The 24841-nt window shown below is 69.6% G+C and carries 19 protein-coding genes and 1 pseudogene; 9 read left to right on the forward strand and 11 right to left on the reverse strand.

What is annotated here, in order from left to right; all coding sequences use genetic code 11:
• Window positions 1-130 precede the first annotated feature (130 nt).
• The 4 genes from HUA78_RS09490 to HUA78_RS09505 form a co-directional block, all read right to left on the reverse strand.
• A complete protein-coding gene (locus HUA78_RS09490; RefSeq protein ID WP_141643668.1) occupies window positions 131-964 on the reverse strand; it encodes an Ig-like domain-containing protein in 834 nt (277 codons plus the stop codon).
• A 157-nt stretch (window positions 965-1121) separates the two neighbouring features.
• The gene (locus HUA78_RS09495; RefSeq protein WP_174453981.1) at window positions 1122-2420 is read right to left on the reverse strand and encodes an HD-GYP domain-containing protein; all 1299 of its coding nucleotides are present in this window, start codon (window positions 2418-2420) and stop codon (window positions 1122-1124) included.
• Between the two features lie 84 nt (window positions 2421-2504).
• On the reverse strand, window positions 2505-4241 hold the full coding sequence (locus HUA78_RS09500; protein WP_174476112.1) for a HEAT repeat domain-containing protein: 1737 nt from the start codon (window positions 4239-4241) through the stop codon (window positions 2505-2507).
• 310 nt (window positions 4242-4551) lie between these two features.
• Window positions 4552-6480: a lipase maturation factor family protein gene (locus HUA78_RS09505; RefSeq protein ID WP_174476113.1), complete on the reverse strand. Its 1929-nt coding sequence runs from the start codon at window positions 6478-6480 to the stop codon at window positions 4552-4554.
• Between the two features lie 145 nt (window positions 6481-6625).
• Between HUA78_RS09505 and HUA78_RS09510 the strand changes: the two genes are divergently transcribed.
• Window positions 6626-7282, forward strand: coding sequence for an MBL fold metallo-hydrolase (locus tag HUA78_RS09510; protein WP_174453977.1), 657 nt, complete (start codon window positions 6626-6628; stop codon window positions 7280-7282).
• A gap of 33 nt (window positions 7283-7315) precedes the next feature.
• Here the strand turns inward: HUA78_RS09510 and HUA78_RS09515 are convergent, their stop codons facing one another.
• Window positions 7316-8113: a hypothetical protein gene (locus HUA78_RS09515; RefSeq protein ID WP_174476114.1), complete on the reverse strand. Its 798-nt coding sequence runs from the start codon at window positions 8111-8113 to the stop codon at window positions 7316-7318.
• Complete coding sequence (locus HUA78_RS09520) at window positions 8106-9002, reverse strand: dimethylarginine dimethylaminohydrolase family protein (RefSeq protein WP_174453974.1); 897 nt, start codon at window positions 9000-9002, stop codon at window positions 8106-8108. The genes HUA78_RS09515 and HUA78_RS09520 overlap by 8 nt, the downstream gene beginning before the upstream one ends.
• A gap of 127 nt (window positions 9003-9129) precedes the next feature.
• On the opposite strand from HUA78_RS09520, the gene HUA78_RS09525 reads away from it, so the two are divergent.
• Window positions 9130-10827 carry a GTPase gene (locus HUA78_RS09525; RefSeq protein WP_174476115.1) on the forward strand — a complete coding sequence of 566 codons (1698 nt, stop codon included), beginning with the start codon at window positions 9130-9132 and terminating at the stop codon, window positions 10825-10827.
• Window positions 10828-11010: 183 nt separating this feature from the next.
• Here HUA78_RS09525 and HUA78_RS47235 read toward each other — a convergent pair.
• Window positions 11011-11463 (reverse strand): annotated as a pseudogene (locus HUA78_RS47235) (M23 family metallopeptidase); the annotation flags it as partial.
• A 343-nt stretch (window positions 11464-11806) separates the two neighbouring features.
• On the opposite strand from HUA78_RS47235, the gene HUA78_RS09535 reads away from it, so the two are divergent.
• From HUA78_RS09535 to HUA78_RS09545, 3 genes are all read left to right on the forward strand, one after another.
• Window positions 11807-12481 carry a TetR/AcrR family transcriptional regulator gene (locus HUA78_RS09535; RefSeq protein ID WP_141648158.1) on the forward strand — a complete coding sequence of 225 codons (675 nt, stop codon included), beginning with the start codon at window positions 11807-11809 and terminating at the stop codon, window positions 12479-12481.
• Window positions 12482-12502: 21 nt separating this feature from the next.
• Window positions 12503-13402: a sterol desaturase family protein gene (locus HUA78_RS09540; RefSeq protein ID WP_174453971.1), complete on the forward strand. Its 900-nt coding sequence runs from the start codon at window positions 12503-12505 to the stop codon at window positions 13400-13402.
• Between the two features lie 179 nt (window positions 13403-13581).
• On the forward strand, window positions 13582-15171 hold the full coding sequence (locus tag HUA78_RS09545; protein WP_174476116.1) for a glucose-6-phosphate isomerase: 1590 nt from the start codon (window positions 13582-13584) through the stop codon (window positions 15169-15171).
• Window positions 15172-15442: 271 nt separating this feature from the next.
• On the opposite strand, the gene HUA78_RS09550 is transcribed toward HUA78_RS09545, so the two are convergent.
• Complete coding sequence (locus HUA78_RS09550; protein ID WP_174460759.1) at window positions 15443-16474, reverse strand: alpha/beta fold hydrolase; 1032 nt, start codon at window positions 16472-16474, stop codon at window positions 15443-15445.
• Window positions 16475-16669: 195 nt separating this feature from the next.
• On the opposite strand from HUA78_RS09550, the gene HUA78_RS09555 reads away from it, so the two are divergent.
• Window positions 16670-17569 carry a helix-turn-helix transcriptional regulator gene (locus HUA78_RS09555; protein WP_174464843.1) on the forward strand — a complete coding sequence of 300 codons (900 nt, stop codon included), beginning with the start codon at window positions 16670-16672 and terminating at the stop codon, window positions 17567-17569.
• A 179-nt stretch (window positions 17570-17748) separates the two neighbouring features.
• Here HUA78_RS09555 and HUA78_RS09560 read toward each other — a convergent pair whose 3' ends face one another.
• Window positions 17749-18651, reverse strand: coding sequence for a LysR family transcriptional regulator (locus HUA78_RS09560; RefSeq protein ID WP_174476117.1), 903 nt, complete (start codon window positions 18649-18651; stop codon window positions 17749-17751).
• Window positions 18652-18762: 111 nt separating this feature from the next.
• Here HUA78_RS09560 and HUA78_RS09565 point away from each other — a divergent pair, with 111 nt between their 5' ends.
• The 3 genes from HUA78_RS09565 (at window position 18763) to HUA78_RS09575 (ending at window position 21202) form a co-directional block, all read left to right on the forward strand.
• On the forward strand, window positions 18763-19737 hold the full coding sequence (locus HUA78_RS09565) for an alpha/beta fold hydrolase (RefSeq protein WP_174453966.1): 975 nt from the start codon (window positions 18763-18765) through the stop codon (window positions 19735-19737).
• A gap of 97 nt (window positions 19738-19834) precedes the next feature.
• A complete protein-coding gene (locus HUA78_RS09570; protein WP_174476118.1) occupies window positions 19835-20605 on the forward strand; it encodes an SDR family NAD(P)-dependent oxidoreductase in 771 nt (256 codons plus the stop codon).
• A gap of 84 nt (window positions 20606-20689) precedes the next feature.
• Window positions 20690-21202, forward strand: a complete 513-nt coding sequence (locus tag HUA78_RS09575) for a hypothetical protein (protein ID WP_174464844.1) — start codon at window positions 20690-20692, stop codon at window positions 21200-21202.
• A 54-nt stretch (window positions 21203-21256) separates the two neighbouring features.
• On the opposite strand, the gene HUA78_RS09580 is transcribed toward HUA78_RS09575, so the two are convergent.
• Both HUA78_RS09580 and HUA78_RS09585 read right to left on the reverse strand, forming a co-directional pair.
• Entirely contained in the window at window positions 21257-21655 is a 399-nt protein-coding gene (locus tag HUA78_RS09580) for a DoxX family protein (protein ID WP_174453964.1), read from the reverse strand.
• 60 nt (window positions 21656-21715) lie between these two features.
• Window positions 21716-24508, reverse strand: coding sequence for a beta-propeller fold lactonase family protein (locus tag HUA78_RS09585; protein ID WP_174453963.1), 2793 nt, complete (start codon window positions 24506-24508; stop codon window positions 21716-21718).
• Between the last annotated feature and the right edge of the window lie 333 nt (window positions 24509-24841).

The following is a 24841-nucleotide window of genomic DNA, read 5'->3' on the forward strand; positions in this document are numbered from 1 at the left end:
TCCGACAGCATCCGCCGCACGCCGCGCCCCTCAGCGAGGCGTCACGAACCTACGAAGCGACTCGCGCGCACGCGGAAGCCGCCGGCATCCACGGCACGGGCGGTCTCCACCGAGGGGCCCCGCACCACCGTCAGGGAACGACGAACTCCGCGGCGGAGCGGCGGCGACCGGCGACAACGGAGACCACCGCGCGCCCCTGCCCCACCGCCGTCACCCGGCCGTCCTGGGACACCGACACCACGGCTGCGTCCGACGTGAACCACTCCAGCGGCACGCTGTCGAGCACCACGCCGTTGCGATTGAAGGCCCGCGCCAGGAGCAACACCGACTGCCCCGGACGCTGGAACTGATGGTGGGTGAGGTTGAGGCCCAGGCGCGCGAAGTCCGCGGGCACCACCTGGACGGCGATGTGCCGAGCCAGATGCCCCAGGCTCGCGCTCACCGTGGCCGAGCCGGGCTTCACCGCCACCAACTGTCCCTCCTCTACCCGCGCGACCGACTCGTCCGACGAACGGAACTCCGGCACGGCGTCAGGAAGCGACGCGCCCTGCTCATTGCGCGCCACCACGCGCATCTTGATGACGCGGCCCACTTCCATGAAGTCGGCACCCGGCGCGCGCACATCCAACGAGTTCAGGATGATCAGGTCCAACGGCAGGGCCTCACGCACCTTGCCCCCCGTCACGCCGATGACCGTCTTGCCGGACTTGCGCACCGTCACCACGCCGTCCTGCACCAGCGCCACATCCGTCGCGGAGCTGGTCCACCGCAGCTTCGGCTCGGACATGCGCTGACCCTCGGCATCGAGGACCGTGTAGTCCAACTTCACGTTCTGCCCCGGCGTGCGCAGGAACTTCGACTCCAGCGGCTGGAAGGTCAGGGACTCGGGCGACGGCCCACATGCGCCCAAGAGGCCGAGCGCGAGAACAAGCACGGAACGAAATAGGAAACGCGGCGTCTTCACGGCGGCGGAGACAGACAACGAAGCGGGGTGGGAGTAGCGCCCATTTTAACCACGCCCCTCGCCCCACGTGTGAACCGCGAGGCCCTCTTCTCACGGCCTCCGCGCCCGATGCCGTCCGCAAGGCACTCGTCCAGACAGGCGGTATCCGCTCGCCCCCTCAGGAGAAGAGGAAGTGGGGGACGTTGAAGTCACTCTCGGTGGAATCGAGGGACGCGACGATGTTGAGCCGCTGCCCGGGCTCCGCGAGGTCGACGACGTAGTCCGCCTTCGTCTTCCCTGCCCCCTGGATGACCCGGACGCGGGGTCTGGCTGCCTGCGCCGAATCCGTGGGCACATCCATCACCACGCCCAACTGCCCCCCAGACAGGCGCACCAGCGTCCCCACCGGGTAGAAGCCGGCCACCGCGGTGAACAGGCGGACCACCCTCGCATCGAACCGGGTGCCCGCCCGGTGGGTGATGAGCCGCAGCGCCGTGTCCGGTGCCAGCCCAGGATGAGGCGGCGCGGGGAACGTCAGCAGGTCGAAGGCACAGGGCACCGCGAGCAGCCGCCCCGCCAACCCCACCGGCCGCTGCACCGGTCCACTCCACGCCGGCTGGAGGCAGTCGTGCGCGGCCACGACACGCTCCAGGCGACTGGCGTCCAACGGGCGCTGCAACAGCCGGAGCGCCGTCTTCAGCGGGCCCCGCCGCGCCAGCAACTCATGGGAGGCGCGGTCGAACTCCTGCTCCGGCGCGAGCGTGGTGGCCCCCCGCCCCAGGTCATGGAACAGCCCGCTGAGGGCCAGGTCCAACTGCTGCGCGCGCGACAGCCCCATCCGCCGCGCCATCAACAGCGACAGCACCGCCACCGCCGCTCCGTGCTGCCCCCCATCCACGTCCGTCCGGCGAAAGCGCGTGAGGCCCACCAGGAGCGACTCATGGCCCACGGAGGACTCGGCCAGGCGCAACAGCACGCGGCGGAAGCGCTCGACGCGCACCTGCCCCTGCGAGGTGATGACATGCTTGAGGAGGACGACGAGCCGTGCGTAGTAGCGGAGCATCACCTCGCGCGGGGTCAGCACGTTCGTGGACGACAACACGTCGCGCAGGCGGATGGGCCCCAGCTTCTCCTGGAGGATGGCCTGCGGCTTCTGCGCGCGCCGGTGCTTCTGGAAGGCGACGAGGAAGGCCCGCAGGTGTTCGCGACGCAGGCCCGAGCCGAAGGAGATTTCCTGCACCTGGAGATGCTCCAGGTAGCGCCGCAGCGAGACGGCCGTCTCCAGATGCTCCTCACCCAGCTTCATCCTCGCGCCGTTGAGGAAGGGGATGCCGCCCACGCACTGGAGCTCCACTGACTTCTGTCCCCGCAGCTCCGCGTCCAGCAGCGAGCCCAGCTCCTCGAGCGCCTCCTTCACGCCCGCGTTGTCCACGTCGTGCAAGGACACCGTGTTCAGACACCGAACGACGACGCCCATGAGCCTCGGGCCCACCTCTGCCGCGTCCTCCCGTGTCGTCGACGTGTCCATGTCTCCGCGTCCCCCGACGTCCGTCCGTCGGCTTCAGCCCACCGGGGCCAGTTGCGCCAGCGCTTCCCGACAGGCCTGTTTCAGATTGCGCGGCGCGAAGAGCTTGTTCGCCACCGCCTCCAACAACGGCCGGGCCCTCGGGTCTCCGAGGATGCCGATGCAGCGCGCGCAGTGGGTCTTCAGCTCGATGTCCTGCGCTCGCTCGAAGGAAGAGCGCAGCGCAGCGCCAGCGATGGGGCCTCCCAGGTCCGCGAGCGCGCGCAGCACGGCCATGCGCTCGCGCAGCTCCATCCGCGCATCGAGCCGGGACACCAACGGCCCCACCGCCGCATCCACTCCGTAGCGCACCAGCAACACGAGCGCCGCGCCACGCACTCCCACCGCGGGGTCCGCCAGGAGCTTCAGGAGCGGCGAGCGCTGGGCCTCCACGTCGCGAGGACTCAGCCGGGACAGCAGCGCCGCGCGAACCTCCGGTCGGGGATGTCCCAGCAGGGCCGCCGTCAACGGCAGCGACTCCGGTCCCGACTCGCGCAGGAACTGCACCCAGTCCAGGTCCGCCTCGCCCAGGGACGAGGCCCGCGCCACCAGGATGTTCAGCGAGATGCCCCGGCGCACGAGCAGCTTCGCCAGGGCCCCACGGGCCTCGGGCGAGGGCAGCTCGAAGAGCAGGTCCGTGACGCCCTGGAGCGCATCCCGAGGCAGCGCGCTCACCAGCTCCAACACGCGCAGCAGCAAGCCCGGCTGGGCGGTGGCCTGGGCCAGCGCGAAGCGCGTCTTCTCCCGGAAGAACAGCCGCGTGACGGCATAGAGGTCCGGCGTGCGCGCGTCCGAGGCCCGAGCATCCCGCGTCATGCCCTGCACCACCTGCGACAGCTCCGTCCAGCGGCCATTCGAGACGAGGCTGGAGAGCAGCTCCTCCATCCACGCCAGGAGCTCCGAGCGCTCCTCCTCGCGACACACCGCGAGCAGGCCCCACACCACCCACAGGCTCCGCTCGTGCACGCCTTCGCCGCCCCGCTCGCGCTCCAGCAGGGCTCGCAGCTCCGCCAGCTCCGTGTCGCTCGCGCCCGCGAAGGCCGGCGCTTCAGAGCGCACCAGGTCCTGTGCGCGGACAGGGGCCAGCACCTCCGCCTCCAGTCGCGCCAGCCACTCGTCGTGTCCCACGGGCCGACGGCGGCCGGAGCCCGAGGACTGGCGCCGCGTGAGCTCCGCGAAGAGCTGCTCCTCGCGCTCGGCCAACTGGGCTTCGGCCTGCGCGGACTCGCCCGTCTCCGCCGACGCGGGCACCTCCGCGACGACGAGCTCGATGTCCTCGAAGCCCCGCTCCCAGAACCACGTATAGAAGTCGTACTCCGGAGGCAGCGTGCGCTGTAGCGCGCGGTGCCACATCCCCAGGAAGGCGCTCAGCTCCTCCGAATCCAAACCCGGTTGCAGCAGCACCTCCTGTACACCTTCCAGGAAGAGGGGCCGCGTCACCGAGTCCTTCGCGGACGCCGACTCCACGAGCACCACGTCTCCCAGGAGCAGCGCCGAGGAGCGAACGTGCAGCACCACCGCCTCGCTCGTCACCTCGTGGTAGCGCCGCACCGCTTCGCTCAATCGCTGTTGGACTTCCACCAGCGCGGCATGCCCCTCCGCGTAGAAGCGATAGGCGCCCAGCACCTTGTTCAGCGCGTGGCCCACCTCCGTCGCGGCGTCCCCCGGCGAGAGCGCGGGCAACCCCACGGCGCCTGGAGCTATTGTCTGACCTCTGGGAGCGGGAGTGGGCATGGCTGGCAATTCATTGGAGTCCCTCCACGACACTAAAGCCAGAATCCAAGCACCACCAAATGAAGGTTGTCTTTCATGAACGAGGCGCGTGGGCGCCCAGTGCCCCAGGGACTGGGTTGCCAGGGCTTCGCCCTCGCGCCACCCAGCGAGTCGGGCGCGCTCCCGGGCCCGCTCCAATCGCTCACGCGCCTCGTCTGCCCTGCCCCCCGCACCGAGCAGACGCCCCACGTCGTAGTGGATGCGCGCGGCCTCCTGCGCATCGCCCCCCTGCTCGGCCAGAACGAGCGCTCGCTCCAGTTCAGGGTGTCGTCTACCCCGCCGGCGCGAGCCACCTCAGGCGCGGCATGCTGCCCGTGGGACGAGGCCCCGGCGCCAGGGCCAGCGGCTGGACGTAGAGGCCCCGGCGCTCTCGCGTCCACCACGCTCCCGTGCGCCGACGCTCCTCCGCTCCTGTCATCCGGTAGTCATGGAGCACCGCGCGAACCTGCCGGGGCGGCGCGTCCGGGAAGGGATTGCGCTCGAGCAATCCCAGCACCTCGGGAGCGCCTTCGAGCAGTCGAGCCAGGAAGGCGATGAACCAGCTCGGCGGAGAGGAGAGCGCGGCGAACCACATCTGCCAGTCGAGGCGAGGTTGGTGTGGGGCCACCTGCTTCGGCGGCTGGTCGACGTCGCCCACCTTGTAGCGAAAGCGATAGGGCTCCCAGTGCTCGCCGTCGTTGGAACCTTCGACGACGATTTCCGGTCGCTCCACCGTCATCACGCTGAACAGGCCATAGCGATTCACGGAGCGCAGCGGGCGCGCACAGCCGTGCAGCCACGTCAGGGGACGGAGCACTTGCTCCGGGAGTCGTGCACCTCGCTCGAAGCGCAGGAGGATGTCAGCGGCGCCGAGCAGGAGGAGCGGCGTGAGCAGGACTCCACTCCAGTGCGTCCGCGAGCGCGCCGGAGGTGGGCCCTCGGGAAGGAACGGAAGCATTCGTCGCAGGGCGGCGTCATCCAGCAGCCACACTCCCAACGCCAGGGACTGGAGATTGAAGAAGCCATAGTTGCCCGTGGCGGCGATGGCGGCCTGCAACGCGGAGAAGGCTCCGAAGGCGAGCTGTCTGGGTCGACGGGGTGTGAAGACGAGGAGCGGCACACCGGCTTCCAGCGCGAGCACCATCGCTGTCGAAGCCTTCTGGAGTGGCTCGGGCAGGTGGTGTGCGTACCAGCCGCCGCGCGTGGGCAGGGGCGCTGTCTCGTAGTAGTGCCGACAGGCTGTCAGCTCGCGCCACGTCCTGTCCCCCGACTGCCACTTGCTGACACCCGAGCCGAAGTAGAGGCGGAACACGAGCAGTCGGAAGAGGAACACGTCCAACGCACCGGGTGACGCACGGCCCAGGCCCGGGCGCAGTCCTGGTGGAGCGGTGAGCGCGGACAGCAGGCCCATCTCCAGCAACAGGACGTCCCACTGGAACGAGAGGAACTCCCGGCCCACCGCCGCATAGGAGAGATACAGGCCCCACAACAGGGCCAGCGCGCTGCGGGGCGCGACGTTGAAGAGGACCGCGAGGGAGAGGAGCTGACCCAGCGTGCAGCCCCGCACCAGCGCCGCGTCGGAAGCGCCGAACCAGAACACCGTGGGCAGTCGTCGCCAGCGCTCGCGCGCGGGTTCGGCCTGTCGCCGTTCCTCGCTGACCAGGTCCTTCACGGGGCGGATGCCTCGCGAGCCGAACAACCCCAATACCTGTCCTCGCAAGGACGTGAAGGCGATGAGGAACGTGCCGCCCATCAACCGGAGGAAGAGCCAGCGCACCTGGCGGAGGTCTCGCGGTGCCACGGTGCGGCCGAAGAGCCAGCGGTCCACCCGTGATGCCGCGCGGCGATTGCGAGCGATGACGCCGTAGGCAGCCTGGGACAGGCCCAGCACTCCGGGCAGCAGCCCCACTCTCGCCATGCCGTGCGTCAGCCAGCGGGGCGACCGGGTAAGCGCGCGGAAGACCGCCTCCGCGCCCTGCGACACGCGGCCCGAAGGCTCCACGAGCTGCGTGGCGCGACGCATGTTCCGTCGCGGGATGCCGAGCAGCAGGAGGAGCCAACTACGGCCTGGGAGGAAACGGACGCGTCCTTCGGTGTGCTGTGCCCAGCGCGCCACCCAGCGGCGGCAGAAGCCGCAGTCGGCGTCGTAGAGCAGCAGCGGTGGCGGACGCGTGAGCCACTCCCGGGCGGCGACACGTCCGTGCGTGTGAGAACCCACCATGGCTGAAGCATGGAGTCGGCGGGTGGAGTTGGCCGCCCTTTGGCGCGGAGGCGGTGGCCGCTCCGGGGCCGGGGTGCCGAGCGAGCAAGCGCGGCATCTCGTGGGAGGCCCTGGACATCGGAGCGGGGTGCCTAGCTTTCACGGCATGAGCGAGCCGAAGGGGAAGGCAAAGCGACTGGTCGAGGTGGCGCCTGGCATCCACCACTGGACCTTGAATGACAACCGCATCGGCGGCACGCGCAGCGATGCCTACGCGGTGGTGGATGACGATGGGGCGGTCATCCTCATCGACCCACTGCCCATCGACGAAGCGGTGCTGCGGGGACTGGGTGACATCTCCGCCATCCTGTTGACGGCGGGGAATCACCAGCGTTCGGCGTGGCGCTTCCGCAAGGCGTTCGGCGCTCCGGTGTGGGCGCCGGAGAATGCATACGGGCTGGAGGACAAGCCCGACTTCATCTACGTGGCGGGCGACACGCTTCCGGGGGGACTGCTCCCCTTCCATACGCCCGGTCCCGCGGTGGCCATGTACACGCTGTGGATGCAGAAGCATCCGCGAGGCATTGCCTTCATCTCCGACCTGTTGACCCACGAGGGCAGCGGCACGCCGGAGTTCATCCCCAGCGAGTACCAGGACGAGCCCCTTCGCACCCGACAGAGCGTCCAGCGCATCCTGGACCACCTGGCCGTCATAGACATCGTCTGCTTCGCGCACGGAGAGCCCATCCTTTCGGATGGCGCGAATGCGCTGCGGCGTGCGCTGCAGGAAGACATGGACGCTCCTGCCGCACCGTCACCCTGAGACTGAAGTCCCCGAGTCACCAACGAGGACGGCTCAGTGCGCGCCCTCGCGAACCAACACGTGGCCGTCCTGGACACCTGGCGGGACGAGGTACAGCGCCTCTCCCGCTTCCGCGCGGTCCAACAGCGCGCTCAGTGCCGGCAGGTCCGTGACGGCGATGCGCCTCGTCGGATCCAACGACAGTCGACGCTCCATCGCCTCCGCCACGCGCGCGCCGTCGGACACGTCCGTCTCGTAGACGAAGGTCCGCTCGCCGTACTCGTGTCCCCCGGGAACACGGCCCACCAGTCGCAAGGGCCCCAGTCGCGCGTGGACGCGCACACTCGGATTGTCCCACTGAGCCACGCCACGCAGCCGCGTCGCACGCAGCATGCGCAATGTCAGCGTCTTCACCCAGGCCCCCGCCCCCGTCCCCGGCAGGAAACTCAACAACGACACGCCGATGAACAGCCCCGGCGTCATCGACGGCGCCGCGTAGTACGCCGCGCCGATGGCCGGCTCCTCATCCGCGAGCCCCAGGTGCGCGCGCAGCTCCGGCTTCAACATCCGCGCGGGACAGCGCAGCAACCCAATCGCTCCCGGCATCAGATACAGGTCCGACAACACCCAACGCGGCACACCAATCCCGCCAAAGGCGAACTGGTTCAACGCCAGATACTGCGTCGCCAGCTCCAGATTGCGCTCAGCGGGCAGATACGTCGCCGGCAACCCCAAGGGCGACAGGTCCATCGACTCCGCGTGTTCACCCGCGCCCAGTGCCATGAGCGACACCCCCGGATGCGCGGAGAAGAATGCCTCGGCCTGCCTCGCCAGTGCTTCGGTGTCACGCATCGGCTTCGATGTCCTTCGCCACCGCCGACAGTCTCGCCTCGTCCGGAATCCTCACGGCGCCGTCGTCCACCCACGCCCGCGACACGAGACAACGCGAGGAACCTCCGCCCTTCTCACACAGCTCGCTCATGTCGAGCGACACCACCCCCATCCCCAGCGCCGCCACCCGCGCCTTCACCGCCTCCGGCACCACGGACGGCGCAAGCAAGTCCCTCCCCACCGGCAACCCATTGGTGGCATAGCGACGAATCTCGTCCTCCGTCACCGTGAGCAACCGCTGCTCACCGAAGCGCTCGCGCAGCAGCGCATACGACTCGGCGGCGATGACGTCCGGACACACCAGCATCCGGTCCACGGCGGGCAACGGCAGCAAGGCCATGTTGCCGTGAAACGCGGGCTCGCGGACCTGCACGCGCACCACCTCGCCTGGAATCCAGCGCGCCGCGGCCTCCAATCCCTCCAGTGTCGTGCGCCCACCCCAGAACAACAGCGTGGCCCCGTCGAAGTGCGCCACGTCGCCATGGGCCTCCCAGATGCCCTCGCCCGGCTCCATCACCTCGAACCCCATGCGCCGCGCCAACGAAGCCCAGTGTTCCTTCTCCGCCTGACGGTGCGCGCTCATCATCCGAGGCAACACGAACCCCGGCGCCGCGCCCTCGCGCGCGACCACCTGGCCGCACTCCGCCGCGTACGGCATGCCCGTCAACAGCTCCGACGGCGACGACAACGCCACCACCGTGCCACCACGAGCCTCGATGGCCCGCGCCAGCTCCAGCCACTCACGCCGGGCCTTGCGCGCATCCACCTGCCCCGCCTCGCGACTGCGGAAGTTGTTCCGCCCTCGCAACGCCCAGCCTCGCCCCGGGGGCGACATGAGGAAGAGTTCCATGACCCCTCCGCTTCTACCCCTCCCCCACGCATGACCGCCACACCACGTCCCGCCATTGAACGCTGGCGCACGCCTCGTCACATTCGCGCTGGCCCTCCGCGCGACGCCAGGACAGGCTGCCCCTCACGTGGACGAGACGAGCCTGCCCGAACCCGAAGCCTTGCGGTCCCTCTTGAAGACCGCCCTGGAACTGCCACCGCTCCAGCCGCATGCGGCGCGGTTGGAGCGCCTCGTGGACGACTACGCGCGCGGCGTCGCGAGCAGGGACGCTCCGCTCTCCGTCGCGCTCGTGGGCGCCACCGGCGCGGGAAAATCCACCCTCCTCAACGCCCTGGCCGGACAACCCCTGTCCCGCGAGGGCGTGGACCGCCCCACCAGCACCGCCGCCACCGTCTTCGCCCCAGAAGGCGCCGCGGCGGACACCCTCGCCCAGACGGGCGCTCGCGTGGCGCGGTACGTGCCCGGCCCCCAGGCCCTCTGGGGCGGACAGGTGTTCATCGACACCCCTGACCTCAACAGCGTGGCCACCACGCATCGCGATGTGGCTCGCGCCGCGCTCGAACGCGCGGACGTGGCGCTCGTCGTCATGCACCGGGGCAGCGTCGCGGAGGCCACGCAGGTGGAGTTCCTCGCGGAGTTCGCTCGCCGCCGCGCGCTCGTCTTCATCCTCAACTTCGCGGACGAGCTGTCACCCGAGTCTCGCGACACGCTCAAGGCACAGGTGCGCCGCGTCGCCGCCGAGCAGTTCGGCCTTCCCCCTCAAGACGTCCCTGTCTTCGCCATCAGCGCGCTGGCCGCCAAGGAAGGCCGCGACGTGTCCGGCGAGTTCGGCCCGCTGCTCTTCCACCTGCGCGGGCTCGCCACCCAGGCCATCGCCGCGCGCGTGCGACGTGGCAACGCGATGGGCGCCTTGGAGGAAGTGTCCACCCGCGTGAAGGCCGCGCTCGACGAGACCGATGCACTGCTCGCTCGGACTCGCGCCGCGCTGGACTCCGGCCTGGCGAAGGCCTCCGACGGACTGCGCGAGGACTTCGACGCGCGACTGCGCCTGGCCCACGGACACCTCGCGGCGGAAGTGCGACGACAGGCGGGAGGCCGCTTCTGGGGCCCGGCGGCGTGGGGCCTGCGCCTCTCCCTGTGGGGCGCGAGCGGCCTGGGCGCGGCGGCGCTGGTGAGCCGACGCAGCCTTCCCGCGGGACTCGCGGTGGCGGCGGCCTCCACGGTGGTGGACGCGGTTCGCGGACACACACGCGCGCGGGCCGCGGAGAGCGCGGTGATTGAGCCCTTCGACGACGACTTCGGCGTGGAGTCCGCGGCGCGCACCGCGCTGGCCGAGGCGCGCAGCGTGGCGCGAGCCGGAGGCCTGGAGCCGTCGGTGCTCGGCGTGCCGGATGTGGACGCGATGTTGGAGGAGGTGCGCGCGGCTCGGGCCGCTGCGTGGCGCTACACCGCGACGACGGGCGTGGCGGAAGCGGTGGCGGGCTGGTGGCGCACCGCGCGCTGGCTGGTGCTGCCGCTCATCAACCTGCCGCTGCTCGTGCTGCTGGGACACGTGGGCTACCGCGTGGTGCGTGCCTACGTGGAGGGCCCCCTGTTGCCGCTCGACTACTTCGTCAACGCGGGAGCCCTCTTCGCGCTGCTCGCCGGAGCAGGCGCGATGCTGGCCTCAGCGAGTCTCGCTGGGGCCGCTCGCCGTGCGGGCGCCGGCGGGCGCACGCGCTTCGTCGAGGCCCTGGCCACCCTGGGCGGGCGGCTGGGAGAGGCCGTCGATGATGGCCTTCGCCCCGGGCGGGAGGCCGCGCGGCGCATCCTGGCGCTCCGGTGACATGGACACCACCGGCTGACCCGGCGTGTGCGAGCCCTCCGTCGCGGCCATGAGCGTGTCGCGACCGGAGTCACGGCAGATGGGCGCGGCCACGCGCGTCTCGCGCACCGGGTCTCCATAGCCAGCGATGCGCGCGGGCACGGACGGGTTGTTCCAACCCTTGCCCACCTCACGCGCCACCTTGAAGTGCAGGTGCGCGCCACACGCCCAGCCGGTGGAGCCGGAGAAGCCGATGAGCTGCCCCTCCTTCACGCTCTCGCCGGGCTTCACCACCACGGCGCTGAAGTGCAGGTACTGCGTCTCCAGCCCGTCCCCATGTGAGAGGACGACGTAGTTGGCGTAGGGCGCGAACTTCTCGTCGCACCCGCCCTTCGAGCTGTCGCCGCGAGCCAGCCGCACCACACCTTCACGCGCGGCGACGATGGGCGTCCCTTCCGGCATCCGGAAGTCCCACGCATACGTGTCGTTGTGTTGGTGACTGCCTGTGTCGTGTCCCTGGCTCACCGTGTGGATGCGCCCACACGCGAACGGAACGCCGACCTCGGGCATGTCGCCCACAGGGGAGGCAATCGAGTTGGTAACCGCTGGCGCCGTGGCCAGGAGGGAGCCGACAAGGAGAGCGGAGGAAAGGTTCATATCGGGCCGGCGGACAACGGAGACAAGTGGCAGGGGTATTTCCTGGACCAATTATCTCGCGCCCGCGTGGCCTATCACCAGGGACCCCATGGCCCGCTCGCTCGTCCGTGGGGCCTGACGCCCTCGACGTCGAGTGACGAGTCCGCCTCCAGCGGGCGGGCACCTGTCTCCTCGCCTGCTCGACGAGGCGCCGCGAAAATGCCCAGGCGAGCCTCGCGCGGACGACGGCGCCCTCGTGTCTCACCTGCGCCACCGTGGGTGGCACCGTGGATCACCCTCCCTCACCAGCAGCCGCGACATAGTGACTGGTCACTCATTAACATCGGAGTTATGCTTTCGGCAGATGGCCGTGAAGAGCGCATCCCCTACTGAAGGGCCACCCCGCCCTCCCCGCCGCACGCAGCAGGAGCGCCGCGAGACGACGCGCCGCAAGCTGCTGGACGCCACCATCGACACGTTGGTGGACGCGGGGCACGCGCGCCTGACGACGGTGGAGGTCGCGAAGCGAGCGGGCGTGTCCCAGGGCGCGCTCTTCACGCACTTCGATACGAAGGAGGAGCTGCTCGCCGCGGCGGTGGAGCACCTCTTCCCGCGAATCATCCAGGACTACCTGGCCGGTGTCGGCGCGCGGCCGTCGAGCAAGGACCGCATCGCCTCCGCCGTGGACATGTTGTGGGCCGCGTACCAGCGGCCAGAGCTTCAAGCGGCCATCGAGTTGTATGTGGCCGCGCGCACGGACACGGCGCTCCAGGTGGCGCTGGCCGCGGTGGATGGGCCGCACCGGGAGAACCTTCACCGGGTGGCGCGCGAGCTGTTCCCCGAGGCGGCGACCGCCTACCCGGAGTTCGACTCCGTGGTGGAGCTGGCGCTGGACGCCGTGCAGGGCGCGGCCGTCGGGGGAAGCGCGCGTCCGGATGACCCGGCCCACCGCCGCATGCTCGATGCCCTCACCCGCTTCATGCGCAGTGCTTTCTCTCCACCTTCGACACGTCGACCGCGCCAACGCCACCGCTCCTGAGCATCACGATGGAGGTGTCCCATGGACGCCGTACACATTCCCGACCTCATCACTCCCGCCATCCCCGTCTTCATCCTGACGGTGGTGGCCGAGGCGCTGTGGGTAAAGAAGCTGCGTGACGAAGGCCGCGAGGTGGCGGGACATACCCTGAAGGACTCGGCCGCCAGTCTCTCCATGGGCCTGGGCAACGTGTTCATCAACGTGGTCTGGAAGGGCATCGCCTTCGCCGGCTACCTGGCGCTCTACAACCTGACGCCGCTGCGCGTGGGCACGGGGGTGCTGGCCTGGGTGCTGCTCTTCTTCGCGGAGGACCTCTGCTACTACTGGTTCCATCGCGTCCACCACGAGAGCCGCTTCTTCTGGGCGTCGCACGTGGTGCACCACTCCAGTCAGCACTACAACCTGACCACGGCGCTGCGGCAGACGTGGACCAACCCCACGGGCTGGGTGTTCTGGGCGCCGCTGGCGCTGCTCGGCTTCTCCCCGGTGATGATTGTCGTCCAGCAGTCGGTGAGCCTGCTCTACCAGTACTGGATTCACACCGAGGCCATCCACAGGCTGCCGCGTCCGCTGGAGTGGGTGCTCAACACGCCGTCGCACCACCGCGTGCACCACGCGTCCAACCCGCGCTACCTCGACAAGAACTACGCGGGCATCCTCATCATCTGGGACCGGATGTTCGGCACCTTCGAACCCGAGGGTGAGAAGCCCGTCTACGGCCTGACGAAGAACCTCCAGACGTACAACCCGCTGCGCATCGCGTTCCACGAGTTCTTCGCCATCGCCAGGGATGCGATGAAGCCGGGCTCATTGAAGCAGCGACTGAGCTACGTCTTCCGCAATCCCGCGTGGAAACCGGACGAGCGAAGTGCGCCGCCCGGCAGTCCTCCGGCGACGGAGCCGGTGCGCCCTTCCGCCTGAGGTGAAGACCCTCCAGGGGTGCCCCTGACTCCCTGGGGAGTGGCGGGTGTTGAGCACTGCGCCCTTCCCGGGTGTCGAGTCCTCGCGTCGCGCGCGTGTTCGGCTTCCCTCACGCGAGCGGAGGCGCTAAGCCAGCCGGCACTTTTTTCGCGCGAGCACCCCCAGGAGGAGGACGAGTCATGACCGAGCGTGAGCTGTGGGAGCGGTACCAGCGGTATCTGAGCGTCGTCCCGTCGCTGGGGTTCTCCCTCGACGTCTCGCGCATGGGCTTCGCCGCGGACTATCTGGAGCGGATGCGTCCGCGCCTGGAGGAAGCCTTCTCCCAGATGGAGGCGCTGGAGAAGGGCGCCATCGCGAACCCGGATGAGAACCGCCGCGTGGGCCACTACTGGCTGCGCGCCCCCGAACTGGCCCCGGAGCCCGCGCTCTCCAAGGACGTCACCGACACGGTGGCCGCCGTCCACGCCTTCGCGCGCGACGTGCATGACGGGAAGCTGAAGCCGCAGAAGGCGCAGCGCTTCACGCATCTGCTGTTGGTGGGCATCGGCGGCTCGGCGCTCGGGCCGCAGTTGGTGGCGGACGCGCTGACGTCGCGGGACGACAAGCTGCGGGTGTCCTTCTTCGACAACACGGACCCGGATGGGATGGACCGGGTGCTGGGACAGCTCGGCGCCCAGCTGGCCGAGACGCTGACGGTGGTCATCAGTAAGTCCGGCGGCACGAAGGAGACGCACAACGGCATGCTGGAGGCCGAGCGCGCCTATGTGGAGCAGGGGCTCACCTTCAGCAAGCACGCGGTGGCCGTCACGGGCGCGGGCAGCGAGCTGGACACACACGCGAAGAAGCAGGGCTGGCTGCGCACCTTCCCGATGTGGGACTGGGTTGGCGGACGCACGTCGGTGATGTCGGCGGTGGGCCTGCTGCCCGCGCGGCTCCAGGGCCTGGACATCGACGCGATGCTGGCGGGCGCCCGGGAGATGGACGTGGCGACGCGGCAGCGTGACGCGGTGAAGAACCCGGCGGCGCTGCTGGCGCTGATGTGGTTCCACGCGGGCGACGGCAAGGGCCTGAAGGACATGGTCATCCTGCCGTACAAGGACCGTCTGCTCCTGATGTCGCGGTACCTCCAGCAGCTCGTCATGGAGTCGCTGGGCAAGGAGAAGGACCTGGACGGCAAGGTGGTGAACCAGGGCATCGCCGTCTACGGGAACAAGGGCTCCACGGACCAGCACGCGTATGTGCAGCAGCTGCGCGAGGGCGTGCCGAACTTCTTCGCCACCTTCATCGAGGTGCTGAAGGACCGCGACGGCGAGTCGATGGAAGTGGAGCGCGGCATCACCAGCGGGGACTACCTGCTGGGCTTCATGCTGGGCACGCGCCGCGCGCTGTTCGAGAAGGGCCGCGAGTCCATCACCCTCACGGTTCCGGACGTGAGCGCGCGCACGGTGGGCGCGCTGATTGCCCTCTACGAGCGCGCGGTGGGTCTGTACGCGAGCCTGGTGCACATCAACGCGTACCACCAGCCGGGCGTGGAGGCGGGCAAGAAGGCGGCGACGAGCGTGCTGGAGCTGCAGAAGAAGCTCACGGCGCGCCTGCTGGATGCGCGTGCATCGGCGCGTTCGGCCGAGCAGCTCGCCAACGACATCGGCCAGCCCGACGAGGTGGAGACGGTGTTCAAGGTGCTGGAGCACCTGGCGGCCAACCCGGGGCGCGGCGTGCAGCGCTCGGGTGGCGCGAGCCCCTCCGAGGCTCGCTTCCAGGTGAAGTAAAGCGCACCACGACAGCCCGGCGTTCGTCCGCGCCGGGTTCTCGCGGGTTGCCTCAGAGACGCGCCTCTTCATGAAGCGAACCCCTCGGGAGCTCGCTTCGAGAGAAGTGACTTGAGGCACGAATCCCGGCGTTCATCCGCGCCGGGCTCTCGCAGGTTGCCTCAGAGACTCGCCTCTTCATGAAGCGAACCCCTCGGGAGCTCGCTTCGAGAGGAAGTGACTTGAGGCACGAATCCCGGCGTCCGTCCGCGCCGGGCTCCCGCGTGTCGCGTCAGCCCACGCCCCAGAGGCGACGCGCCTCCTCGGCGATGAGGTCCGGGTACTCCTCGGGGAAGAAGAGCTTCGCGCCGGGCACGCGCCGCACACCTCGCGAGGCGCCGAACGTCTGGTCCAGGTAGTCGGCGCTCGACTGCGAGAAGATGGTGTCGCCCGTTCCCCAGAGGATGCGCGTGGGCACGGTGCACTTCTGGAGCGCCGGCCCGATGCCCGCCAACGCGTTGGCCTCCAGCCCGAGTGTGTACGCATGCGCCTGCGCCTTGCCGCGCGGCGAACGCACGAGGGGCGCGAAGTAGTACTCGATGGCCTCGTCCGTGGGCTGGGAGGGATTCGAGTAGCACATGCCCCCGAAGCCCTTCTCGGAGCGCGCGAGCGCCTTGTCCGCGAGCCACGGCGCAAGCCACGCATCCACGTACTCGCCCTTGCGTGCCATCTCGATGACGGGCAGCACCGCGGCGGGCGGGCACTCACTCTCCACATCGCAGTTCGTCAGCAGCAGCGTCCGCACGCGCTCCGGATGCCGGGTGACGAGGAGTTGCGCGATGGCGCCCCCACTGTCGTTGGCGATGACGTCGACCGACTTGATGGCGAGCCTGTCGAGCAACTCGACGAGCATGTCCACCTGGGCCTCGGGCGCGTAGCTCTGACCCTCCGCGACCTCGGTGTATCCGAGCCCCATGAAATCAGGAGCGACACAACGCCGGTACGGCGACAGCCGCTCGATGGCGCCGCGCCACTGGAAGCTGTTCAACGGGAAGCCGTGAAGGAACAACGCGGCCTCACCCGTGCCGCGCTCGACGTAGGCGATTCGCCCGAAGCGACTGTCGAGGTAGCGCCGGGAGGCGTGGTAGGCCGCCGCGTCCAACGCACCACCCTGCTGCGCGGAGGTGCCGCCGGTCGCGCGAGGCACGCAGCCGGAGAGCGCGCTGACAGCCAGTGCTCCCGTGGTGAAGGCGAGGAACTCCCTGCGACGCAGTCCGTGCGTCACTACGGGGTTGCGGGGCAATGCGAAGTCCTTGGAGCTCATTCCCGAAGTCATTTCCTGAAGGGGTGTGGGGCGCGGCGGGTGTCATGCCGTGCAACGCCGGGACTTGTAACCAGCTGATCCCAAGGCCACTTGGTGAAAATTGCGCACGGGACGCACGCGCTCATGCGTCCCGGAAATGGGAACGCTGGGGTTGCCCCTGGACCGCCGGCTGGGACTTTGACCTAGGCTCGCGGCATGAGTCGTTCGACGGGACTCCCCACGCCACCCTCTCCCCCACGTCGGGAAGTGGCGCACGCCGGACTGGTGCGCGTCTTCGCGTATCACTGCCCCGCGTCGAAGGGTGCCCCAGTCGAACCGGAGCAGTTCACCCACACCTCCATCTCGCTGGTGCGCTCGGGAGTGTTCGGCTTCCGGAGCGAGCACGGGCCCAGGCTGCTCACCACCGGCTTCGCGATGCTCGCCAACCCCGGGCAGCAGTATGAAATCTCGCACGAGCACGCCGGGGGAGACCGCTGCATCATCTTCCGCTTCGACGAGGCCGCGCTCGAGGAGCTGGTGGGGAGTCCTCCTCGCGGTGCGCCTCGCCAGTACTTCACGCGGTCAGTGCTTCCGCCCTCGTCACGTGTCGAAGCGCTCCGACACCTCGCCGAGAAACAGCTCGCCGCTCATGGCGCATCCCTGGGCCTGGAGGAGTTGGGGCTCGCGCTCGCGGCGCATGTCGGAGCGCTGCTCGGCCGCGCGCCCAAGCCCGAGGCGACTCGCGACAACCGTGCTGCTCGGGACAGCGTCTACGCCGCCCTGCATGCGATTGAGCACGACTCCGCGCGCGAGCTTCGACTGGAGGAACTGGCGCGCGTGGCCGGCTTGAGCCCGTATCACTTCCTCCGCGTGTTCAAGCGCGAGACGGGTGTGACGCCCCATCGCTTCCTGCTGCAGACCCGCGTGCGACGCGCGCTGGAGCTGCTCCGCGATACCGAGCGGCCCGTGACGGACATCGCCTTCGACGTGGGCTTCGGAGACCTCTCGAACTTCATCAACACCTTCCGCCGCGAGGTGGGCAGCTCTCCCGTGCGCTTCCGCAAGGTGACTCCGAAGGACTGGGCCGACACCGTGCGAGCGTCTTCGCGCGGGTGATGCGACTCACGGTGCCTCGCCCGCCGTCGGCGCTCGCGAGTTCGTCCACCGTGATAAAGGGCACCTGCGCCTCCTGCTGGGAGAGGACGCTCCAGAGCCGTCCCCGACGGACGCCGCGACAACTCCCCGCGCGACGCACGCGTCCTGGAGTCGGCCCGGCGCTGAAACGAGCGAGGCGACTATCGCGTTGCCACCTGTGTCCCCGCGAGCCCCGCCTTCTCTCGCCGACACACCTCCGCCACCCAATCCGAAACCGCGCGCACACGCGGGCTGCGCTGCAAGTCCTTGTGGAACGTCAGCCACAAGGGCCGCTTCGCCAGGACTCCCGCGCCCACGCGCGTCAACCGAGCGTCCCGCTCGCCCGAGAGACACGGCAGCAGCGCGACGCCCAGCCCCGCCGCCGCGGCCTCGCGCAACACCGCGGTGCTGTTGCTCTGGAGCAATCGCCGTCCCCCCGCTGTGACCCGCTTCAACTCCTCGGACTCCTCTCCAGACGTGAGGGCCATCCGGTAGACGAGCACGGTGTGCTCGCGAAAGTCCCCGGGCCGAGGTGCGCCCCGGCGGCGCAGGTAGCCGCGCGACGCGTACATGGCGAAGGCAATCTCGCCGACCTTGCGCACCACCAGCGCATCGCCTCGGGGCGGTATCAACCGCAGCGCCAGGTCCGCGTCGCCTCGCTGGAGGTCCACCACGTCGGTGCCCACCACCAGCTCCAGGTTCAGGCCAGGGTGGCGCGCATGAAGCTCGCCCAGGTGCGCGGCGAGCAGGGCCTGGGCCAGATACTCGGTGGCCGCGAGTCGGACGGTGCCCTCGGCCTTCGCTTCATCGGAGACGGAGTCGTGAAGCAGGCGGAGCGCGTCCTCCATCTCCCGCGCCCGCGCCACCACCGCCTCGGCGTCCTCCGTGAGCCCCAACGTGCGCGAGCCTCGCAGCACCAGCCGCGTGCCGAGCGCCTTCTCCAGCGCCGCCAGCCGCCGTCCCACCGTGGTGGCGTCCACCCGCAACTCCCGGGCCGCCCCGGCGAGCGAGCCCTGGCGTGCCACGGAGAGGAGGTAGCGCAGGTCGTCCCATCGCATATCCATGCCTGCAATGGTGCAGCAAAGCCCTGCATTCCCGCAGCACTTCCGGCGCTATCTCGGACCCTGGAAGCGGCGGCTCCCTTGGCGGCCCCGCGCGAACGACAGGAGAACGCGATGTCCATGTCACATGCGACGGCGCTGGAGCAAGACACGGTCCCCTCGGTGCGGAGCATCCCCCAGGAGGACAGACTGACGGCGGTCACCCAGGGCACGAGCCCGGGCGTCCCCTTTCGACTCAAGGCCCAGGACGGCTACCCGCTGGCCGCAACCCTCTTCCCCCACGAAGGCGCGGAGGTCGGCGCGGTGGTGCTGCTGGCCGGGGCCACGGGAGCGCGTCAGCGGTACTACTCGCGCTTCGCGTCCTTCCTCGCGCGCCGGGGCTTTCCCACCGTCACCTTCGACTACCGGGGCATTGGCGGCTCACGCCCAGACACCCTCACGGGCTTCGGCGCGCGCATGGAGGACTGGGGAAGCCAGGACCTCGCGGGCGCCATCGCCGCGATGCGCGAGCGCTTCCCGGGGCGACGCCTGCTGATGGTGGGCCACAGCGTGGGTGGCCAGTTGCTCGGGCTGGCGGAGAACGCTCGCGAGGTGTCCGCGCTGTTGAACGTGGCGACGGGCTCCGGCTACTACAAGCTCTTCCCCCAGCGACTGCGCATGGCGCTCAACTGGCGCGTGCTCACGCCCGTGCTGACTCGGGCCTTCGGCAAGCTGCCGGGCTGGGCGGGGACGGCGGAGGACCTGCCCGCGGGCGTGGCCGCGCAGTGGGCGCGCTGGTGCCTGTCCCCGGACTACCTGCTCAGCGAAGGGGGTGAGGCACGCCGCGAGGCCTTCGCGTCGCTGTACCTGCCGCTGCGGGCCTACAGCTTCTCGGACGACCCCATCGCCTCGAAGGCCTCCGTGGAGCACCTGCTGTCGTTCTACGCGGACGCGCTGGTGGAGCACCGCCGGCTGACACCGAAGGACGTGGGCCAGGCCATCGGCCACTTCGGCTTCTTCCGGGAGAACTTCCGCGACACCCTGTGGGAAGACGCCGTCGAGTGGCTTGCCATCCAGGCGCTCACCCCGCGCCCCGTCAACCCACGGTAGCCCCCACAACCGGCGCGGGAGCCGCCGTGTGAAACAGGCGTCAGGTGTCGCGCGGACGGCGTTGGCTCCCGGGTGACCTGAAGTAGAACCCGGCTCCATGGAACTGGAGCTCAAAGGCAAGGCGGCCCTCGTCACCGGCAGCAGCCGAGGCATTGGACGGGCCACGGTGGCGGCGCTGGCTCGCGAGGGCGCACGGGTGTGTCTCAGCGCACGGGGCGCGGAGGCACTGGACGCCGCCGCGAAGGAGCTGCGCGCGGCGGGCGCGGACGTCGCCACCGTCGTCGCGGACGTGGCCACCCTGGCGGGCGCCGTGGCGGCGGTGGACGCGGCGGTGCGCGCGTTCGGCACGCTGGACATCCTCGTCAACAACGTGGGCGGCAGCGGGGGCGCGGGCGCCTTCGACTCGGCCACGGCGGAACAGTGGACCGCCGTGCTCGACCGAAACCTCATGTCCGCCGTGTGGTGCAGCCAGCGCGCCGTGGAGGTCATGCGCGCGAAGGGCGGCGGCACCATCATCCACATCAACTCCATCTACGGCCGCGAGTACGCCACCAGCGCGCCCTACACCACCGCCAAGGCGGGCCTCACCGCGCTCACCAAGGAGATGGCCGTGGACCTCGCGCGCCACCACATCCGCGTCAACGGCGTGGCGCCCGGCTCCATCCTCTTCCCCGGGGGAAGCTGGGACAAACGCCAGAAGGCCGACCCGGAGAAGGTCGCGAAGATGGTGAAGGACGAGCTGCCCTGGGGTCGCTTCGGCTCGCCCGAGGAGGTGGCGGACGTGGTGACCTTCCTCTGCTCGGAGCGCGCTCGCTGGGTGACGGGGGCCACGCTCCCCGTGGACGGCGGACAGGGCCGCGCCTTCTGAACGGGCCCAGGACACGGCGGGCCAGCACCCTGGATGGCGCCAGCCGGACGCCATGCTATGGAGGGCCCTCCCCTGGGGTATTCCGTGCTGAAGCTTTACAAAAAGGAAGGCGACAGCCTCCGTTTCTGGGAGGTCTGGGTGCATGAGGGCGTGCTCACCACGCACTGGGGCACCGTGGGCGAAGTGGGCGAACAGAAGGACACGCCCCTCCCCCCGGAAGAGGACCCCGACTTCGCCATCGCCGACGCCGCCGGCCCGCTCATCGAGCAGGACTATGACGAGCCCGAGCTCGACGCCATGGCCACGCTCATCGTCCAGTACCCCATCGAGGGCAAGGGCACGGGGCACGACGTGGAGAAGCGCGTCGCCATCGAGGAGCTCCTCACGGATGCCCTCGGCTGGACGGGCAACGGCGAGGTGGAAGGCGGCGAGCTGCGCGACGGCTTCCTGCGCGTCCACTGCCAGGTGATGCACGCCGACGCGGCGGTCCGCACCGTGCTGCAAGCCCTCGACTCGGAAGACATGGTGGATGACGTCAGCGTGCTCGTGGCCAAAGGCGACGAGGAGCCTCGCGTCATCTGGCCCACCACGCCCTGAGTGCTACCAGCGCGGCGGCGACGCCACCGCCGCGCTCGCATCTTCCAAGGGACGTCACGCCCCCGCGGGATGCACCGCCGGAGCCGCCTCGACTCCGGCGGAGATGCGGTGCCAGAGCTGGTGCGAGGTGAGCAGCAACGCCAGGGTGACGAGGGGCGAGATGGTGTTGCCCAGCGGGTCCCCCATCGCCGTGTGGGACACCGCCGCCGCCACGAAGTCGATGGCGAAGCCCGCATAGGCCCACTCGCGCAACGTGCGAGACCCGGGGGCCCACAGCGCCACCACGCCCAGCAGCTTCGCGATGCCCAGCATGGTCCGGAAGTAGTCCGGGTAGCCCAGGTGCTCGAACGCCGCGACCATGTTCGGCGCAGCGGTCAGATACAGGAAGGCAGAGACCGTGGCCGACAGGGAGACCAGTCCGGTGACAACCCAATACGCGACTTTCAGCTTCATGCTCACGCCTCCAAGGACCGTATGGGCTGACGAGCAGCCCCCCGCGCGAGACGATACGGGTTACAAATCCGCCGTCGCAAGCGGGCCACTCTGACCCGCCCCCTCGCCTTCGACGAACCGTCGGCCATCATTCGCCCGGTCCGGCCTGCGACCCCGGTCCAGTTCGTCCCGGTCCAGCATGCCGTCCTCGTCCCGGTCCACGCCGATGCGCCGCTCGGAGCCCGCGGGCACCACGGTGTACGTCAGCTCCGCGCCGGGCCGCGCACCCGCCAGCAGCAGATACGCCCCCACCTTCTCCGAGGCCCGGTCCGACTGGAACACACCGCCGCCGAGATAGGCGAAGCCGCGCTCCTCGCCATGTCGGCGCCCCTTCACCACCAGCCCCACCTTGCCCTGCTCCGCCAGGGACATGAACTGCAGCACCCGGGCGAACTCGGAGGGCGTGGCCGTCGTCAGGGTCACCTGCTGCCCCACCGCCGCGTGCGAGTCCTTGCTGTCCGGCCCCGGCGGCAGGAACATGTCCGTGGCCGAGCCGCGCGGCAGCTCCGAGCCCGCGAAGGACAGCAGCAGCGCGACGAGGTCCGCCACCTCCTGGTCGCTCTCCGGATTGAAGGTCGGCTCGGTGATGAAGCGCGCCAGCGAGTCCACGCTGCCGTCATGGATGAAGGCGAAGCCGGACAGGCTCTCCTTCTGCGTCAGCTCCATGCCCACCTTCTCGTAGACGTTGCGCAGCTGCGGCACCTTGAGCGTGACGTTGGTGCTGCCGTCCGTGGACACGAGCGCGTGGTGCGACTCGCCCGTGGCGCCCTTCTGCATGGGCATCCACATGGCGCCGGTCCACTGCATGTCGACGGCGAGGCCCGACGGGAAGGTGTGGCAGGTGTTGCACGCGAAGAGGCCCTGCGCGAGCAGGCGCGGCGGACGGAACAGCGCCATGCCCCGCGTCGCGTCGCCATTGGGCAGCGGCTGACCGGCCGGCGCGAAGCGGCCCGTCGTGTAGTGGCCCGTCAGCGGCAGGTTCCGGGGCAGCGAGTTGTCCAGGTTGCGAAACGGGTTGGGCGGGAAGGTGAGCGTCGCGAGGAACGAGCGCAGCTCCTTCATCTCCCGAGGCGTGAGCTGGGCATCGTCACCCTGGAGGCCCTCGAAGGCGGGGTTGAACTCCTCCAGGCTCGCCCGGTCTCCGCGCCAGTGCAGCGGCTCCTTGCCGATGATGTCCTGGAGCGTCTGCGTCGTCATGGGGCCCTTCATCGGGTGCCACGCCTCGAAGGGCGGCAGCGGCAGGCCCATGCCCAGGTTCTGCCCGGCCAGCGACTTCACCGCGCCCGTCGGGTCTCCCAAGTCCCAGCCCAGCCGGTCCATGCGCCCGTCGATGTGGCACGACGCGCACGACACATGGCCCAGGCCCGACGTCTTGTGCGTGTCGTACAGGTGCTTGCGGCCCACCTTGAGGGCCTGGGGCGTCGGGTCGAAGAACTCCACCCGTGACAGCTCCTTCAGCCGATCCGTGCTCAGCACGGAGATGCTCGCGCCGAAGCGGTTGAGCACGTAGAGCCTGTCGCGCGAGTCGTCGGACACGATGCCCGTGGGCCCCTCGCCCACCTCCACCTGTCCCAGCCGCGCGCCACCCAGGCCCACGGCCACCACGTTGTTGGAGCCCATGCCCGTCACGAAGGCCCGCGTGCCGCGCGAGTTCCAGGCGATGCCGCGCGGGTCTCCCACCGACAGGTTCCGCACGGACTGGGGCACCGTGGGCGTGGAGTAATCGAGGTGCGGGTTGAGGTCATGAACCGAGGGCGACGTCGGCCGGCGAGGGTCCACCACCGCCATCAGCACGCGCAGGAAGCGCCCGTTGACGTTCGGCTCGAAGCGCACCTCGTTGCGCGCGTCGGTGCCCACCACCGTGACGGAGCCGGAGGGGTGCACGGCCAGCGCCATGTTCGCGTTCATCAGCCGCGTGGCGTAGCTGACGTCGAGTGACGCCGCGTCGATGATGGCCAGGTCGCGGTCCGGCATGTCCCAGCCCGTGAGGCGACCGGAGGCGGCGGCATTCGCCCCGCTCACCAGGTCCGTCCAGTCCGCGCGGTTGTCGTCCAGCCACTGGCCTCGCGTGTTCTTGCGCACGATGAGGCCCACGGGCGGAGGCGGCGGGTTGGCGGGGTTGAGCGCGGGGAAGAAGGTGGAGCCCGCGTTGGGCGGCGGGTTGATACCGCCATAGGGCCCGCGCGCGTCGCTCACGGCGTTGGGCGGGTAGGCGTTCGGAATCAGCGAGCCACCGCCGAGGATGGTGCTGCCATTGCCGGACTCGAAGATGGCCGCGTAGACGAAGCGGCCGTCGGGGCTCACCGCGAGCGCACGCGGATCCTCGCCCTTCAGGGTGATGCGCCGGGGCGTCGCGTCCGGACGACGCGGGTCCACCACCAGCACGCGGTTGACCTGGGAGCAGGTGATGAAGGCCCGCTCCGGGCGTCCCGCGAAGACGACGTCCGCGGGCTCGTCATCCGTATAGACGGTGGCCGTCACGGTGCCGCGTCGCAGGTCGACGATGCTCACGCTGTCGGAGATGTGGTTCACCACCCACGCCTCGGTATTGCTCCGAGCCCGCACCGACACGGGGTCCAGTCCCACGGGGATGGAGGCCACCAGCTCCAGCCCCCGCCTCGACGTCACATCGAACACCATCAGCCGGTTGTCGGCGGTGTTCACCGCCAGCAGCAAATTGCCATCAGGGGTCAGCTCCAGCGGGTGAACGTGGGGGTCCTCCCAGTTCACGAACGACTCATCGGCGTGAGACATCCCCGGGAGCAGGAGCGCAATGAAGCACAGCAGCAAGACCGCGCGTCGGATGACAGCCATATCGGCGACCTCCACGTCAGGAAGAAGCGGTGCTTCTCACTGTCTTGCATTTATCAACGCGACGGATGCAACTCCTTGCGTGAGAAAAAACGCATTCCTACATCTACCCCTGCGGGGTGCGTCCTCTCGGGAATCAAAGATTCGAGCTGCCTGGAAAACGACTCGGGGCGTCACACACGCCAAGCAAAGGCAGACACACAAGTCCATTTACCCACGCCAAAGCGGACAGAACCGCGACACCCAAAAATGCGGGCGCCACGCAAGAAACCGCCCCCATGGCGTTACAAGCCCGTGCTCCATTGAGACAGGATTTTTCTGTCTCACGGCGTCACA

This window comes from Myxococcus sp. CA033, assembly GCF_013336625.1.
GTDB classification, from domain to species: domain Bacteria; phylum Myxococcota; class Myxococcia; order Myxococcales; family Myxococcaceae; genus Myxococcus; species Myxococcus llanfairpwllgwyngyllgogerychwyrndrobwllllantysiliogogogochensis.